The 13784-nt window shown below is 70.3% G+C and carries 14 protein-coding genes; 10 read left to right on the forward strand and 4 right to left on the reverse strand.

Annotated elements, in window-relative coordinates; translation table 11 throughout:
- The first annotated feature begins 183 nt into the window (after positions 1-183).
- Positions 184-666: a TnsA-like heteromeric transposase endonuclease subunit gene (locus ACFY9I_RS34105; protein ID WP_391008666.1), complete on the forward strand. Its 483-nt coding sequence runs from the start codon at positions 184-186 to the stop codon at positions 664-666.
- A complete protein-coding gene (locus tag ACFY9I_RS34110; RefSeq protein WP_391008669.1) occupies positions 656-1168 on the forward strand; it encodes a hypothetical protein in 513 nt (170 codons plus the stop codon). The genes ACFY9I_RS34105 and ACFY9I_RS34110 overlap by 11 nt, the downstream gene beginning before the upstream one ends.
- Positions 1169-1209: 41 nt before the next feature.
- Here ACFY9I_RS34110 and ACFY9I_RS34115 read toward each other — a convergent pair whose 3' ends face one another.
- Positions 1210-1734, reverse strand: a complete 525-nt coding sequence (locus ACFY9I_RS34115) for a DUF3515 family protein (protein ID WP_391008672.1) — start codon at positions 1732-1734, stop codon at positions 1210-1212.
- A 148-nt stretch (positions 1735-1882) separates the two neighbouring features.
- Between ACFY9I_RS34115 and ACFY9I_RS34120 the strand changes: the two genes are divergently transcribed.
- Positions 1883-2428 (forward strand): ricin-type beta-trefoil lectin domain protein, encoded by a 546-nt coding sequence (locus ACFY9I_RS34120; protein WP_391008674.1) that lies wholly within the window; start codon positions 1883-1885, stop codon positions 2426-2428.
- Positions 2429-3011: 583 nt separating this feature from the next.
- The gene (locus ACFY9I_RS34125; RefSeq protein WP_391008677.1) at positions 3012-3608 is read left to right on the forward strand and encodes a redoxin domain-containing protein; all 597 of its coding nucleotides are present in this window, start codon (positions 3012-3014) and stop codon (positions 3606-3608) included.
- Here the strand turns inward: ACFY9I_RS34125 and ACFY9I_RS34130 are convergent.
- Both ACFY9I_RS34130 and ACFY9I_RS34135 read right to left on the reverse strand, forming a co-directional pair.
- Positions 3585-4082, reverse strand: a complete 498-nt coding sequence (locus ACFY9I_RS34130) for a hypothetical protein (protein WP_391008679.1) — start codon at positions 4080-4082, stop codon at positions 3585-3587. The genes ACFY9I_RS34125 and ACFY9I_RS34130 overlap by 24 nt on opposite strands.
- 84 nt (positions 4083-4166) lie before the next feature.
- Positions 4167-5348: a hypothetical protein gene (locus ACFY9I_RS34135; protein WP_391008682.1), complete on the reverse strand. Its 1182-nt coding sequence runs from the start codon at positions 5346-5348 to the stop codon at positions 4167-4169.
- Between the two features lie 847 nt (positions 5349-6195).
- Here ACFY9I_RS34135 and ACFY9I_RS34140 point away from each other — a divergent pair.
- From ACFY9I_RS34140 to ACFY9I_RS34155, 4 genes are read left to right on the forward strand one after another with little or no spacing between them, the layout of a single operon-like run.
- Positions 6196-6864, forward strand: a complete 669-nt coding sequence (locus ACFY9I_RS34140; RefSeq protein ID WP_391008685.1) for a sigma-70 family RNA polymerase sigma factor — start codon at positions 6196-6198, stop codon at positions 6862-6864.
- Entirely contained in the window at positions 6815-8245 is a 1431-nt protein-coding gene (locus ACFY9I_RS34145; RefSeq protein WP_391008688.1) for a hypothetical protein, read from the forward strand. Before ACFY9I_RS34140 ends, ACFY9I_RS34145 begins: the two co-directional genes overlap by 50 nt.
- Entirely contained in the window at positions 8242-9234 is a 993-nt protein-coding gene (locus ACFY9I_RS34150) for a hypothetical protein (protein WP_391008691.1), read from the forward strand. The genes ACFY9I_RS34145 and ACFY9I_RS34150 overlap by 4 nt, the downstream gene beginning before the upstream one ends.
- On the forward strand, positions 9231-9926 hold the full coding sequence (locus tag ACFY9I_RS34155; RefSeq protein WP_391008693.1) for an ATP-binding cassette domain-containing protein: 696 nt from the start codon (positions 9231-9233) through the stop codon (positions 9924-9926). The genes ACFY9I_RS34150 and ACFY9I_RS34155 overlap by 4 nt, the downstream gene beginning before the upstream one ends.
- On the opposite strand, the gene ACFY9I_RS34160 is transcribed toward ACFY9I_RS34155, so the two are convergent.
- Positions 9859-10902 carry a rhomboid-like protein gene (locus tag ACFY9I_RS34160; RefSeq protein WP_391008696.1) on the reverse strand — a complete coding sequence of 348 codons (1044 nt, stop codon included), beginning with the start codon at positions 10900-10902 and terminating at the stop codon, positions 9859-9861. The two genes, ACFY9I_RS34155 and ACFY9I_RS34160, sit on opposite strands and share 68 nt — an antisense overlap.
- Positions 10903-11279: 377 nt before the next feature.
- Between ACFY9I_RS34160 and ACFY9I_RS34165 the strand changes: the two genes are divergently transcribed.
- Together ACFY9I_RS34165 and ACFY9I_RS34170 are read left to right on the forward strand one after the other, a co-directional pair.
- Entirely contained in the window at positions 11280-12932 is a 1653-nt protein-coding gene (locus ACFY9I_RS34165; RefSeq protein ID WP_391008699.1) for a glycoside hydrolase family 3 N-terminal domain-containing protein, read from the forward strand.
- Positions 12933-13024: 92 nt separating this feature from the next.
- Positions 13025-13699 (forward strand): spermidine synthase, encoded by a 675-nt coding sequence (locus ACFY9I_RS34170; protein ID WP_391008701.1) that lies wholly within the window; start codon positions 13025-13027, stop codon positions 13697-13699.
- The last annotated feature ends 85 nt before the right edge of the window (positions 13700-13784 follow it).

Raw genomic sequence — 13784 nt, forward strand, 5'->3', positions numbered from 1 at the left:
GATCTCTCCCTCGGCAGTCAAGTTGAGCTATGCCGACTCAATGCACATGAGCCGGTGAATGTTCCCCGAGGGAGCGACGTTCGCTGTGGGCGATCAAAACGTGTCCTGTAGCGCTTGACCTTGCAAAGGTCAGCTTGATCCGGCAAGTGATCTCGCCAGCGTTAGCTGGTCGTGGTGCATGCGGTGGGGATCTCCTCGCAGCCGTTCTGGCTCTTCTGGCGGTCGGAGGCGGGGAAGGCCGTCTCGCACGCGCCGGATTACTTCGCCCGCCGGGAAGACGGCACGGCGGTGGTGGTCGACTGCCGTCCGGCGGATCGCCGCAAGCCTCGGGACGTGGCGAAGTTCGAGGCGACGCGGACGGCCTTCGCTCAGGTGGGTTGGGAGTTTCGGCTGGTGGGGGCACCGGACGCCATCGTGGTGCGCAATGTGCGCTGGCTGGCCGGCTACCGCCATCCCCGGCACCGGTTGGAGCGGGTTGCCTCCGAGCTGCTGGCGGCGTTCGCCGAGCCGCGGCCGCTGCTGGACGGGGCGGCCTCGGTGGGGGATGAGATCGCGGTGCTGCCGGTGCTGTTCCATCTGCTGTGGACGCACGAGCTGGCCGTGGGCCTGTCCGTTCCGCTGCACACGGAAGCTGCGGTGTCCGCGGGGGTGGCCGGTGGCTGCTGAGCGCGGGGCGGTGCTGCGGCCCGGTGACTGGATCACCTACGGCGACGGGGACCACCAAGTGGTGGCGCTCGCCGGTACGGCGGTGCGGCTGCGGTCGCAGTCCGGGGCGGAATCGGTGGTGCTGGCCTCGCATCTGATGGCGGCGCCGGACTTCTCCGTCACCGGCACGGAGCCGTTGCCCGCGCTGGAGCCGTCCGGGCTGCTGACGGCGCTCCCGGAGGCGGTGCCGACGGCGGCAAAGGAGTGGCAATACGCGCGCCGTCTGGCGGCCGAGGCCGGACTGGACGACACCAACGAGACGGCTGACGCCCGCGTTCTGGACGGCCTGCTCACCCGTGCTGAGCACGGCCCGGACACCCGGTCGGCCAAGGTGGCCGCTCGCACCCGCACCGCCCGCGCCGCCCCCGCGCCCGCCGCGGCACCCGAGACCGAAGGCTCCACACAACCGGAGACCGGACTTCAGCCGCCCGCGGCTGCGGAGGCCCGCAGGGCGTCCCCGTAGACGAAGGCCCGCACCCTGACCGGGTGCGGGCCTTCGTGCTGTCAGGGGGTGTGGTGCGTGCTGCCGGTCGGGCTGGGGCGTGCGGCGTCGTCCTGGTCGATGCACTTGTGGCCGTTGCGGGGGAGGTTCTTCACCGCTGCGGCGAGCTCGACCAGGGCGACGTCGGAGGGCACTTCGGGGTCGATGACGGCTTCGGCGGCCGGTTTGCGTCCGAAGGTGGTGATGGTCTTGTCGCCCTCGTCCTGTCCGCTGTTTTTCAGTACCCAGTCCACGCCGTTGGCGGTGACGCACATGTCGGTGGTGGGCAGCATCTCGGGCAGTCCGCAGCGCAGGGTGATCACGTTGTCGCCGTAGACGGCGGCGCCGGGGGAGGTGGCGGTTTTCTCGTGTTCGCCGATCTTGTCGGGGTAGCCCTCGGCCAGGTCGCGGCAGATGGCGCTTTTGGCCTGGGGGGCGCCTTCGGCCGATGGTGCGGCGGCGGGCAGGAACTGGATGGCCAGCAGGGCGGCGCCGGCCAGGGTCAGGACGCTGGCGAGGATGGGCAGGGTGCGGGAGTGCTTGGGCATGAGGGAACTGTAGGAGGCGGGTATTGCCCTCAAGTGCGCTGCCCCCAGGGCCAATACCGCCTGGTGATCGTCGTGCGTAGGCTCGGGCGGACTCGGGCCGCAGGGGCCGCGAGCGTGTTGTGGGAGGGGACCTGTGGTGTTGAGGACGATGAAGGCTGTGGTGGTGTCCGGTGCCGCGGTGGCGGTGCTGGGGGGTGTGGCCGCGCCGGTGGGGGCGGCGCCCGCGGGCGACCCGTACAAGAACACAGGTCTTACCAAGGTGTACGGCAAGACCGGCCTGTGTTTCTCGATGGACAACTCGAAGAAGTCCAAGGCGGCGGTGAAGCTGCGGGGCTGCAACAAGAAGTCCACGACGCAGCGTTGGAACCTGAACTGGCTCAATGCGAACAAGCCGGCCGAGCGCCCGCGTTATGCGATCCAGAACCGTAAGTCGGGCAAGTGCCTGGCGCCGACGTCGAAGAAGTCGGGTGCGTCGGTGCATCAGTACGGGTGCAACAAGAAGTCGAAGGCGCAGTGGTGGACGCTGGATGACCGGCGGATCATTTCCTACGGCTCGGGCAAGCTGGTGATGTCGGCGCAGTCGGACAAGAAGGGCTCGAAGATCACACTGATGAAGTACTCGAACAAGACGGCGCAGCTGAAGAAGCAGGCGTTTTCGCTGATCTGGAAGAAGAACGACCCGACCGCGCTGTAACAGCCCGCATGGGGCAGGGCCCGCACCGTACGGTGCGGGCCCTGCCCCATGTGCGGGAGCGGGTCAGGACAGGCCCCAGCGTTCGTCCTTGACGCTGCCGCCCTTCTTCCGAGCTTGAGCTTGGTTCCGCTCTTGTTGTTCGGGCTCAGGATGGACTTTTTGGACCAGAAGTTGGTGATCCTCATGTTGTTGAGGTTCCACAATAGTAGGAGTCGGAGGGCTTGCCGATCAGGACGCCTTCGATGTCCCAGCGCTACGTGGAGTTCTTGGAGCACTTCGCCTGGCGCAGGGTGGCGCCCTTGCCGGTCTTGCCGCTCATGGTGAAGCAGGCCGCCTTGTCCTTCGCGGCGACACACTGGCCGCTATCGCGACCGAGATGGCGGCTTTTCCTACCTGCACAGCAGCACTCCGTTCTCTGCCCTCCCGCGCTGCGGGGAAGTGTCCTTCATGCTGCGCGGCTCGAACAGGTGGGCGATGGGGCTCTTTGGGCACTGCCCCTGAGGGCAGCACCCCAACGCCGGGATGTTCCTGGGGCGTTGGGAGGATGGCAGGCATATTCCGTGACCGAGCGAGGATTTGACCTGTGAAGCGTTCCACCGTCTCCATTGCCGTGGCCGCCGTCGCCGTCGTCGGGGGTGGCGGCATCCTTGCCGTCACGTCGATGGACGGCTCCGAGCGGACCGGATACCGCGTGTCCGACAGTGGGGTTTTGACCATCGACGTGAAGAGCCGTCCCGATGCCCCGGACATCAAGGGGACGACGGTCGACGGGAAGCCGTTTCGGCTGTCGGACTACCGGGGCAAGACGGTCGTGGTCAACGCGTGGGCGCATTGGTGCGGGCCGTGCCGTCTGGAGATGCCCATGCTCGTCGACTACGAGAAGTCGATGAAGCGCAAGGGCGTGGTCGTGGTCGGCATCAACCACGGGAGCGGCATCGCCGCGTCCAAGGCGTTCATCGAGGAGTTCGACGTCCCCTACCCGAACCTGCATGATCCTTCGGGGAAGTCCACCCTGGACATGCCCAAGGGCGTCCTCCAGTCCCAGGGGGTGCCCTTCACCTTCGTCATCGACTCCCGGCACAAGATCGCCGCCTCGTGGTCGGGGGCGATCAACCGCAAGATGCTGGAGGAGATGACCTCCTGGGCGGTGAAACCGTCAAAGAAGACTGCCGGCCGGTGACGAGGCCGGGCTCTGCTCGCCGCGGGGCGCGGTGGGGTTGAGGTGGCCGGTGGCCCAGGCGATCAGAGCCCAGGCGGCGGGGAGTTGGAGCGTGAACAGGGACAGGAGCGCGACGAAGAAAGCCCCGCCGAAGGCGGTGCCGACGCCCTCGCCGTCCGCCAGGGAGCCCGCGCCGTAGCAGATCAGGAGCGTCAGCAGGTAGAGGGAGCTGTCGACGAGGATGGCCTTCCAGCGTGGCGCCAGGGGCAGGATGAGGCGGGCCGCCGTCAGCACGAGGAGGCAGGCGGCGGGGAAAAGCAGATCGCTGCTTTCGCCGTAGAGCAGCGGGTCCCAGGGACCGTCTGCGAAGGAGGCCCAGGCCCGGTCGACGACCAGGCCGATCAGCGATGAGCTGACGGTGACGTTCACGGCGTAGAAGAGGGCACTTCCCAGAGTGGCTTTGCCGAACTGGACGTTGCCGGATGTGACTTTCATGATCTTCCCTCCAGGGGCGGTCTCCCGCTGCGGGAGGCCGCCCCTGTATCATCCCACCGCCCGTACCGGCGGGCGTGGGCGGGGTCAGCCCTTGGCGGCGATGTTCTGGAGCTGGCAGGCCGGCTGCGAAATGCAGCGCAGGTCGAGCATCTTGTCCTGCAGGATCGTCTTCGTCTTGTACTTCTTGCCCGCGTAGTTGTACATGTACAGCTCGTGGTCGGGGGCCTGGCGGTGCTTGCCCGTCACGTGGAAGCTGCCGCCCCGCGTCATCTGGACGGTGGCGGACACCCCGATCCCGGCCCGCTTGACACCGGTCTTGGGGCAGAACGGGTCGGTGGCGTCGACGATGATGCGCACGCCGCGCTCCTTGCCGTTGTGCTTGTTCAGCGCCTTGAACGTGATCTTCTTCACGCTGGCCTTACGGGTGGCGACCAGCCTCGAGTTGGACTTCTTGTAGACGCGGGTCTTGCCGGTGAAGCGGTCCCATGTGACCTTGCCGCTCTTCCAGTTGACCGTCCCGGTGACCCCGGCGCGCGAGCCGGGGTTCTTCGTCGACTTGGAGAAGCCGCGCGCGTCCCCGGCGTACTTGTAGCCCGTGGTGTACTTGCAGCCCGAGAGCTTCGCGAGTTCCTTGGGGATGCCGGCCCAGGTCGGGCGGATGAACGAGCGCCAGCGCAGCGTTGACTTGTCGTACTTGCGGGCTTTGGCCTCGATGTCCTTCGCTGTGGCGTTCAGCGCCTCGGTGGTATCGCTGCTGGGGATGGTCGCGGTCATCCCCCAGGTGTGGGTGTCCTTCTTCCCGGCCCCGATGATCCGGTAGTCCGCCTCCGTGCCGGGCGTGACACTGGTGTCGCGGAAGCTCGGCTTCGACGTCGTACCGATCTTCGCGCCGTCACGGTAGACGGTGTAGGTCTTCGCGCCGACGTCCGCCCAGGAGAGGTCTGCGAACTTCGAGGACGCTGCCCACGCAGAGCGCGCGGAAGGCTCCGAGGACCGGGCGAAGGTGGTGTCCGACACGGCCCGCTCGTCCCCGGCTTTGAGGATCTTGGTGTCCGCGCCCTGCCCTATGTGGGTGGCCAGCACGCTCACGCGCTGACCGCCGGCCGCCTTCGCCGAGAAGGTCCCCCTGGAGGCGTCGAGGGTGAACACCGCTGTCGGGGCGGACGGTTCGGGGGCGGGCGGCGGCGAGGCCGCAGCCGTCGTCACGAAGAGCGCGGGCAACGCGGTGAGCGCCAGAGCAACGGGCGCGGTACGGGAAAGACGCACAACAACTCCCAGCATGATCATTTTCCGGTAAGGGAGTTGAACCGTACCCAGGCGTAACACCAGCCCGTCAGTGTCTATTTGGGCACTGCCCCCAGGTGCACCACCACCGGCTCACCAGTTCCACCCTTCGGCGCCCACGCCGGACCGCCCCCCGGCGTCGGCTTGAGATGAGGCGGCGGCTTCGCCCGCAGCACCTCCGTATCCGGATCCGGGAACGCCAGAGCGGGGAACGCCTCGGCCAGCACCGCGAGGGTTCCGGCGCGCTCCTCGGCGGGGAGTTTGGCGCCATCCTGAACCCGAGTCCGGCCTTCACATCGGCCATCCCGCCGCCGGCAGCGCTACCCCAGAGCCAACGGCATTGCGGACGTAGCCTCACGGGTATCGCCTCACAGCAACACCCCCCTACCTCCACACCGGACGGAAAGTGCAGAGTCAACCTGCACACAGCCACGCCCTCCCGATCAATCCGTTCGCTCATCTCCCAGGTAAGACACCGGCCCTGATGCAGCATCGAACGTGACGGGACAAGACGGATGGCCGCCGACGAGCTCCGGGGCAGGCCGGTGCCGGGCGGGACACCGGCCGGGCGGGCGCTGCACCAGCGCCGAGGGGCGCTGCGCGAGGCGCCGAGGGGGAGAGTGGAGGCGCCGTCGGCGCGCGCCCTTCGCGCGCCCGCGACCGGCGTGCGGGCGACGCTCACGCCACCCGCGCACACCCCCGCCCCGCCCCACAGCCAGCCACGCACGCAACCTCACACAGCGCATCGAACGATGAACTGAACGTGATGACATTGGCGGCCGCACCTGGGGACCTCGCGGCCCGATCGACCAACGAGCACCGAGGCCGCATGACCACGTTTCCCGGGTGCCGGTCCTGCACCGACCCGCCGCCCGACCCGCCCTCCCCCGAGGAGTCCGCCTGCCGCGACAACCGACTCGTACGCGCCACGGCCGAGGGCAGCACGGAGGCACTCGCGGAACTCTTCAGCCGCCATGCGGGCAGCGTCTTCGCCTACCTGCTCAACCGCGGCTTCTCCACCGACACGGCGGAGGAGGCCGTACAGGAGGCGTTCCTGTCCGCTTGGAAGGGCGCGTCGTCGTTCCACGAGGGCAACGTCCCGGGGTGGCTGATGCGGATCGCGCACCGCAGGGCCCTGGACCTGATGCGGGAGCAGGGGCGCAGGGTGGCTCTCGACGAACGCCTCCAGGCCGTCCCCACCGCGGTCGCCGTTCCCTCCGCCGAGGACTGTCTGCTCGCCTCGTCCCTGAAGTACGCGGCCGTCGCGGCCGCGCTCGCCGGCCTGCCCCGAGCCCAGCGGGACGTCATCGAACTGCGCTACCTCCACCGCCTCTCCGTCCGCGAGACCGCCGAGCGGCTGGGCGTACCCGAGGGAACGGTCAAGGCGCGGGCCTCACGGGGCTGCGAGCAACTGCGGAAGTGGCTGCGGGCACAGGAGGAGGACGGGAATGAGGGTGGTGGCAGCCGTGGCGACCGAATTCCTCGACCGCGTCCGTAGGGGACGGGGGCCGGAAGGCGGCGGTCATCTGACCGTGCTCCGCGTGGGGTTGCGGCGAGGTCCCGGAATCTGGGTGGCCGTGCTGTGCGGCACCACGATCCCCGTCTGCGCGACGCTCTTCGTGGGCCACTGGAACTGGCAGGACGACTGGCGCGACACCGGGATGGCCCTGAGTACCAGTCTCACCTTCGCCCTGCCCGTCGCCGTGGGCGTGGCGTGCCGGCAGGGGGGCGCCGAGGCGCGGGCCGGGGCCCGGTGGGTCCGGGAGTACTCGGCGCGCGGGCCGTTCACCCACGCTCTGCTGTTCTGCGCGCCGTCGGTGCTGTGGCCCCTGGCAGGCTTCGCACTCGCCGTCCTCGTGATGTTCCTGGCGGCGCTGTGGCGGACACCCGCCTCAGGCGTTCCCCCGTACTTGGAAGTGGCTTACTGCGCGGCTCTGCTGACCGCCTTCACTTGCCTCGCCCACACCGTGGGGGCCCTGTTGCCCTTCCGTGCCGTTCCGGTCCTCGCCGGTTTTCTCTGCAGCCTGCTGAGCCCGCTCACAGGCGGGGCCGAACTCGGGGCGACACAGTGGGCGATGCCGCGGATCGTCCACGCCGTCACGCCCCTGCGCCGCTATGCGGGCCCCACGGTTCCGGAGCACACATGGGGCCTGCCCTCGCACCGTCCCGACATGGGGGACTATCCCGCTCTCTGGCCCGGCTGGCTGATGCTCACCCTCATGGTGGCCCTTGCTGCCACGGCCGTCTGCGTCCTGGCACGGCGGTGGGCGCTCCCCGTGGTGCTCTGCGCGCTGCTGGTCCCGATCGCCGCAGCACAGCCCTTCGACACCACGGCGAACAGGCCCGTCACGGCTCCCTTCCAGGTGCGCTGTGTACGGGGCTCACCGACGGTGTGCGTGTCGGACGACCACCTCGCCGTCGCCCGGCGGGACGCGCACACGCTCGCCGCCCACTTCGGCGACAGACTCGCGGGCGTCGAGGGAGCGCCCTCGCACGTGCTGGCCCTCCGGGAGTCCTATGAGGCGTGTTCCTCCCCGGACCCAGCCGCGGCCTGGACGGTGGAGATCGACCTCGCCCATTCGGAGGAGAACCGCTTCCTGCACGTCGCCGATCAACTCTCCAACCCCGCCTGTCGCTGGTCGGAGCGCCACTGGACGAACGACGACCGCCACCTCATGTCCGCGGTCTCCTTCTGGCTGCTGCCCGCCGGCCTACGCGACTTCACCGGCGACGACGAGGCGGTCCCCCGCCTCACCGCACACCTCTCCGCACTCCCCCACCACATCCGAGCCGCCTGGCTGACCCGCTACCTCGCCGCCGTCCGCCAGGACGACCACATTCCCCGTCTCCCTCCGGTCCCTAAGGCGGCCACCCCATGACCGACCCCATGCCCCTGACCCCCCTGACCCCGCCCCGGGCCCTCCTCCCCGCCGACGACCGCCACCTGCCCTCCTCCTGGATCACCGACTACGCCCACGGCGCGCTCTCCCCCGACCTGCTCACCCACACCGAGGCCCACCTCCTCACCTGCCTCCGCTGCTCCGGATCCGTCAACTCCGCCGTGCTGTCCGGGACGCACGGTGCCCGGCTGGACGCCGTGCGCGGGGCGCTGTTCAACCGGCTCGGCGGCCCCCCGCCCGGAGATCCGCCGCCACCGGCGAGACAGGGGGGTGGCCGGCCATGGCGGCGGCCCCCGTGGCTGGCCGCGGTCCACGGGCTGCGCCTGCCCTGGCTGCTCGCCGTCCTGGGCGTCTGCGCGGCGGGCGTCGCACTGGCCCGCTTCGACGGCTCCGCCGACACCCTGCCCGTACTCCTGCTGCTCGCCCCTCTCCTGCCGTTGCTCTGCGTCGCCGCGAGCTACGGGGGCAAGGCCGACCCGTTCGCGGAGGTGACCCGTACGACCCCGGCCGGCGGCCTACGGCTGCTGCTGATCAGAACCGGGCAGGTGCTGGCGCTGTGTGTACCGCTGCTGGCCGCGGCCGCGTTCGCGCTGTCGGCGCGGGCGCCCGTGCACCCCCGTGCCCGACTGGAAGTCGGGCCCGCCGGGTGGTTGCTGCCCTGCCTGTTCCTCACCCTGACGACCCTGTTGCTCAGCTCGTACGTCGACAGCCGGCTCTCGGCCCTGCTCACCACCTCCGGCTGGCTCCTCGTCGTGGCCGCGGTCGCCCGGCTGCACACCCAGAAGCATCCGGTGACCGGGCTGCGCCTGAAGGAACTGATCACCGCGCTGAACCAACTCCTCGGCGAATCCGCCCAGACGGTCTGGGCCATCGGCGCCGCCGTCCTAGTCGAACTCCTCTTCCTCCGCCGCCACGCCTTCGGCACCCCCACCCCCGGCGACCGCCGCGCACCCCGAGGCCCCCGATGATCCAGACCGCCCGCCTGTCCGTACGCCGTCGCCGTGTCCTCGTTCTCGACGAGCTCACCCTCACGTTCGGCCCGGGCGTGCACGCCGTGCTCGGTCCCAACGGTGCAGGGAAGTCCACGCTCCTGCGGGTGTTCGCCACCGCGATCGCGCCCACCGAAGGCTCGGTCACCCTCCTCGACCGCGACCCGCGCGTCCCGGCCCAACGCTTGGAGATCAGGCGCCGCCTCGGCTACCTGCCCCAGGAGTTCGGCGTGTTCAGGGGCTACACGGTCCGGGAGTTCCTGTCGTACGCCGCCTGGCTGCGCGAGATGCCGGGTGGCCGCATCCCGGAGGCGGTCACCGAGGCGGCGGAGGCCGTAGGCCTGGGCGACCGCCTGGGCCACAAACTCCGTACCCTCTCCGGCGGGATGAAGCAACGCGTCGGCATCGCCCAGGCCATCGTCAACTCGCCCAGCCTGCTCCTCCTCGACGAGCCGACGACCGGCCTCGATCCACAGCAGCGGTCCGACTTCCACGCCCTCGTACGGCGGTTGGGGCGCAAGGCCTGCGTGGTCGTGTCGACGCACCTCATGGAGGACGTCGAGGGCGCCTGCGACGACGTCACCGTCCTGTCGGCCGGCCGCGTCACCTTCCACGGGCGGCTCGACGCGCTGGAGGCGGCCGGCGGTTACGCGGCGGTCGTGGCGGCCTGAGCCGGGCCCGCGCTCTCGCACGGCCCGGCCCCGGCGGACCGGGCCGCCCGCCACCACCGGCGTACCACCGGCGTACGACCGGCCAGGTGGCCACCCCGATCGCCAGGGACAGCAGATGGCCCCAGTTGGTCATCGGGTCCGTGAACGCCATCAGGTCGTCCACCAGCATCGCGCCGAACCCCAGCAGCATCGGCCACCGCAACCACGGCGGCAGCAGCCCCGCCAACGCCCCCGCGCTCGCCGCCACCCCGAAACTGATGCCGTAGTCGAGGCGGTGGAGCGAGCTGGCGGGGAGGTGGCCGGCGAGTACGGCGAGGCCCACCGGCACCTCGGTCGCGAGGGTGGCGAGGGCATGGCCCAACAGGAAGACCCCGGCCGTGCGCCACCCGCCGATCCGACGCTCCAGCGCGGTCAGCACCACCAGGAAGCCGAGGACGTACGGCGAAGCGATCCCGCCGGCGACCCACAGCGCACTCGCCGACAGCACGAGCACCGGATCGCGGACCAGGTGCGCCACATCGGTGCTGGAGCCTCGGTGCAGCGCCTGTACCAGCGCCGGGTCGGCGTACTCGGCCACGGCCGAGGTGACCACCAGGACGGTGGCGTAGAAGAAGGTGAAGGGCGTCCCCGTGGGGGTGGGCGACAACCGCCAAGGACGTAGCCACGCCGGCAGAACGCCCGAGCGGTTGAGTGAGGTGACCGGCTGACGCCCAGTCACCTGGGGGGACTCATCCCCAGCCACCCGTACGGGCGCCGCCGCCTCCCGTACGGCCTTCCGGACCGGCGCCGCCCCCGGCTGCCGTGGGATGCCGTCGAGGACGGGCCCGTCCGCAGACGGCATCACGTCGGCCCGCGCCGCGACCGCCCCGGCCTCTACAGGCTCCCTCGTCCCCTCAGGCTCCCTCGTCTCCCCAGGCTCCGTCGCCTCCACGGACTCCGCAGACTCGGCGGGCTCCACAGTCTCGGCGGCATCCAAGGTGAGGCGCTCCTTCCGTTTCACCTCACCTTCGACGTCCCGGGACCCGCCTGTCTGTGACCGTCACCACCCTCCACGCGATTCACAGCAACTCGACAGCCTCACAGGGCCTCACGCCACTGCGACCCCTCCGCCGCCGATCCTCCGCACCGACACCCGCGACACCCGCGCCAGCCTGCTGACGGCAGGCCGCGGACCGGCGGTTACACGAGTCAATCGCGTCCTCTTTCAAGCCATCTGCCCCGTGATTGTGGCCACTTGACCAAGACCTGGTACCTGCTCGGTTTTGCTGCTTCCCTGAACGAGCCTGCGCGGCGACGCCGCCCTCCTCGCACAGCCCGACACCGGCCCGCCCGGCTCCCCGTACAAGGAACGCGATGCTCCCGTACCTCGACCCCGACCGTCCCGTGGACGAACGGGTGGAAGACCTCCTGGCCCGGATGACCTTGGCCGAGAAGGCCGGCCAGCTCTTCCACGCGACGCTGACGATGAACGGTGACGGGACGCTCACGGAGGCCGGTGAAGGGCCGTTCGTCCGGCAGGGCACCACCGAGTTGGTCGCGGAGGGTCATCTGACCCACTTCAACCTGCCGGGCAGGTACGGCGTCCGGGAGACGGCCGAGTGGGTCAACCGGCTTCAGACGCTCGCGGCGGACACCCGGCTCTCCATCCCGGTCACGCTCTCCACCGACCCGCGTCACGCGTTCACGGACGACCCGGGCGCGTCCTCCCGCTCCGGCGCCTTCTCGGTCTGGCCCGAGCCCGTGGGCCTGGCCGCGATCGGAGAGCCCGAGCTGGTGGAGCAGTTCGGCAACACGGTCCGCCGCGAGTACCTCTCCGTCGGTTTCCGCGTCGCCCTCCACCCGCGGGCCGACCTGTCCACCGAGCCCCGCCGACCCCGCCGGTCCGGCATGTTCGGCTCGTCCGTCGAGGGGACGAGTGCGCTGGTGCAGGCGTACGTGCGCGGGCTGCAGGGGCCCCGGCTCGGCCACCGCTCGGTCGCCGCCATGGTCAAGCACTCCCCCAGCGGCATGCGCGACCTCCACCTCGCGCCCTCGGGGGCGGCGATCGAGGCCGACCGCTCGCAGGGGATCGAGGGCATCGTCTGCACCGACTGGGGCCTGCTCGGCGAGGCACCCATCGGCGGCGAGACGCGTCAGGCCCGCGATCGGGGCGTCGAACACCTCACCGTCGCCGAACGCGCGGCCGACGCGTCGGACGCGGCCGACGCGCTGCACGCGGGCGCCGACCGGTTCGGCGGCGAACAGTGCCCCGAAGCGATCGTCCGACTCGTCCGCTCCGGCCGGATCCCTGAGGAGCGCGTCGACGCCTGCGTACGACGCCTGCTGCGCCAGAAGTTCGTACTCGGCCTCTTCGAGCACCGGTACGTCGACCCCGACCGGGCTGAGGAGACCGTCGGCGCCGCCGACTTCACCGCCCTCGGCGAGGCCGCCCAGCGCCGCTCGCTCACCGTGCTGACCAACCACTCCCTCCTCCCGCTCTCCGACCGCCCCAACCTGTACGTCGAGGGTCTGGGCGCGCAGACCGCGTCCCTGTACGGCAATGTCGTGGCTGATCCGGCCCACGCGGACGTGGCCGTCCTGCGGCTGCGCACGCCGTACGACGAGCGGCCGGGGTCCCCCGAGTCCTCCATCCACTCCGGGTCGCCGGCGTTCGGCGAGGAACGCCTGAAGGAGATCCTGGCGCTGCTGGAGACCGTGCCCACGCTGGTCTGCGTGCGTCTGGAACGGCCCGTGGCACTCCCGGAGATCGCCGCGAAGGCCGCCGCGCTCGTCGCCGACTACGGTGCCTCGGACGCGGCCCTGCTCGACGTGGCCTTCGGGCGGGCGCGGGCCGAAGGGCGGCTGCCCTTCGAACTGCCGCGCTCGACGGCGGCGTTGGAGGCGTCCCGCCCGGACGGCCCCGACGGCCCCGACAGCCCCGACAGCCCCGACAGCCCCGATGACACCGACGACACCGACGACACCGAGGGCCCGGTCTTCCCGTACGGCCACGGTCTGGCGCTCTGATCAGGTCGACTCGCCGCCGCGTCGCGGGCCGGTCGTCACCGGGGCGTGGTGATTGGGACGCGCTCACGCCGCGCAAGAGTGAAGATGGGCACATGCCTGTCATCGACGAACCCGAAGTCATCGACCGTCACGAAGGCCCCTACGGCGAGGTCGTGCTGCGCCGCCACGGCGAGTTGTTGCAGATCATCGCCAACGGCTGCTTCCTCATGGACACTTCGGACGGCCGCTCCGAGCGGCTCCTGGTCGACGCCGCTCTCTCCGCGCTGTCCGGCCGCTCCCGGCCACGTGTGCTGATCGGCGGTCTGGGGGTCGGCTTCTCGCTCGCGCACGCCGCCGCCGACCCACGCTGGGGACCCATCACGGTTGTCGAACGCGAACGCTCCGTCATCGCCTGGCACCGCACAGGACCGCTGGCCTCGGTGTCCGCGCAAGCCCTCGCGGATCCCCGGACGGAGATCGTGGAAGCCGACCTCGTCGAGTACGTCAATGAGACATCCGCCACGTTCGACGCGCTCTGCCTGGACATCGACAACGGGCCCGGCTGGACCGTCTCCGAGGGTAACCAGAGTCTGTACTCCCCGGCCGGACTGGCAAGCTGCGCAAGGGTGTTGAGGCCAGGCGGGGTGCTGGCCGTGTGGTCGGCGCAACCATCTGCGGAATTCGAGGAATCCTTGGGGAATGCCGGGTTCCAACAGGTGCGTACCGAAGAGATCCCGGTTGCCCGAGGAGTTCCGGACGTGGTGCACCTCGCGGTCCGACCTGGATAGCCCTGGCGCGGTGACTGCCCGTACCCTGCTTCCCTGGCGCCGATCATTCAAGCGTCAATCGCAGTCATGCGCACCCACGCGCAGT

The sequence above is a fragment of the Streptomyces sp. NPDC012510 genome (genome assembly GCF_042955065.1).
Classification (GTDB): Bacteria; Actinomycetota; Actinomycetes; order Streptomycetales; family Streptomycetaceae; genus Streptomyces.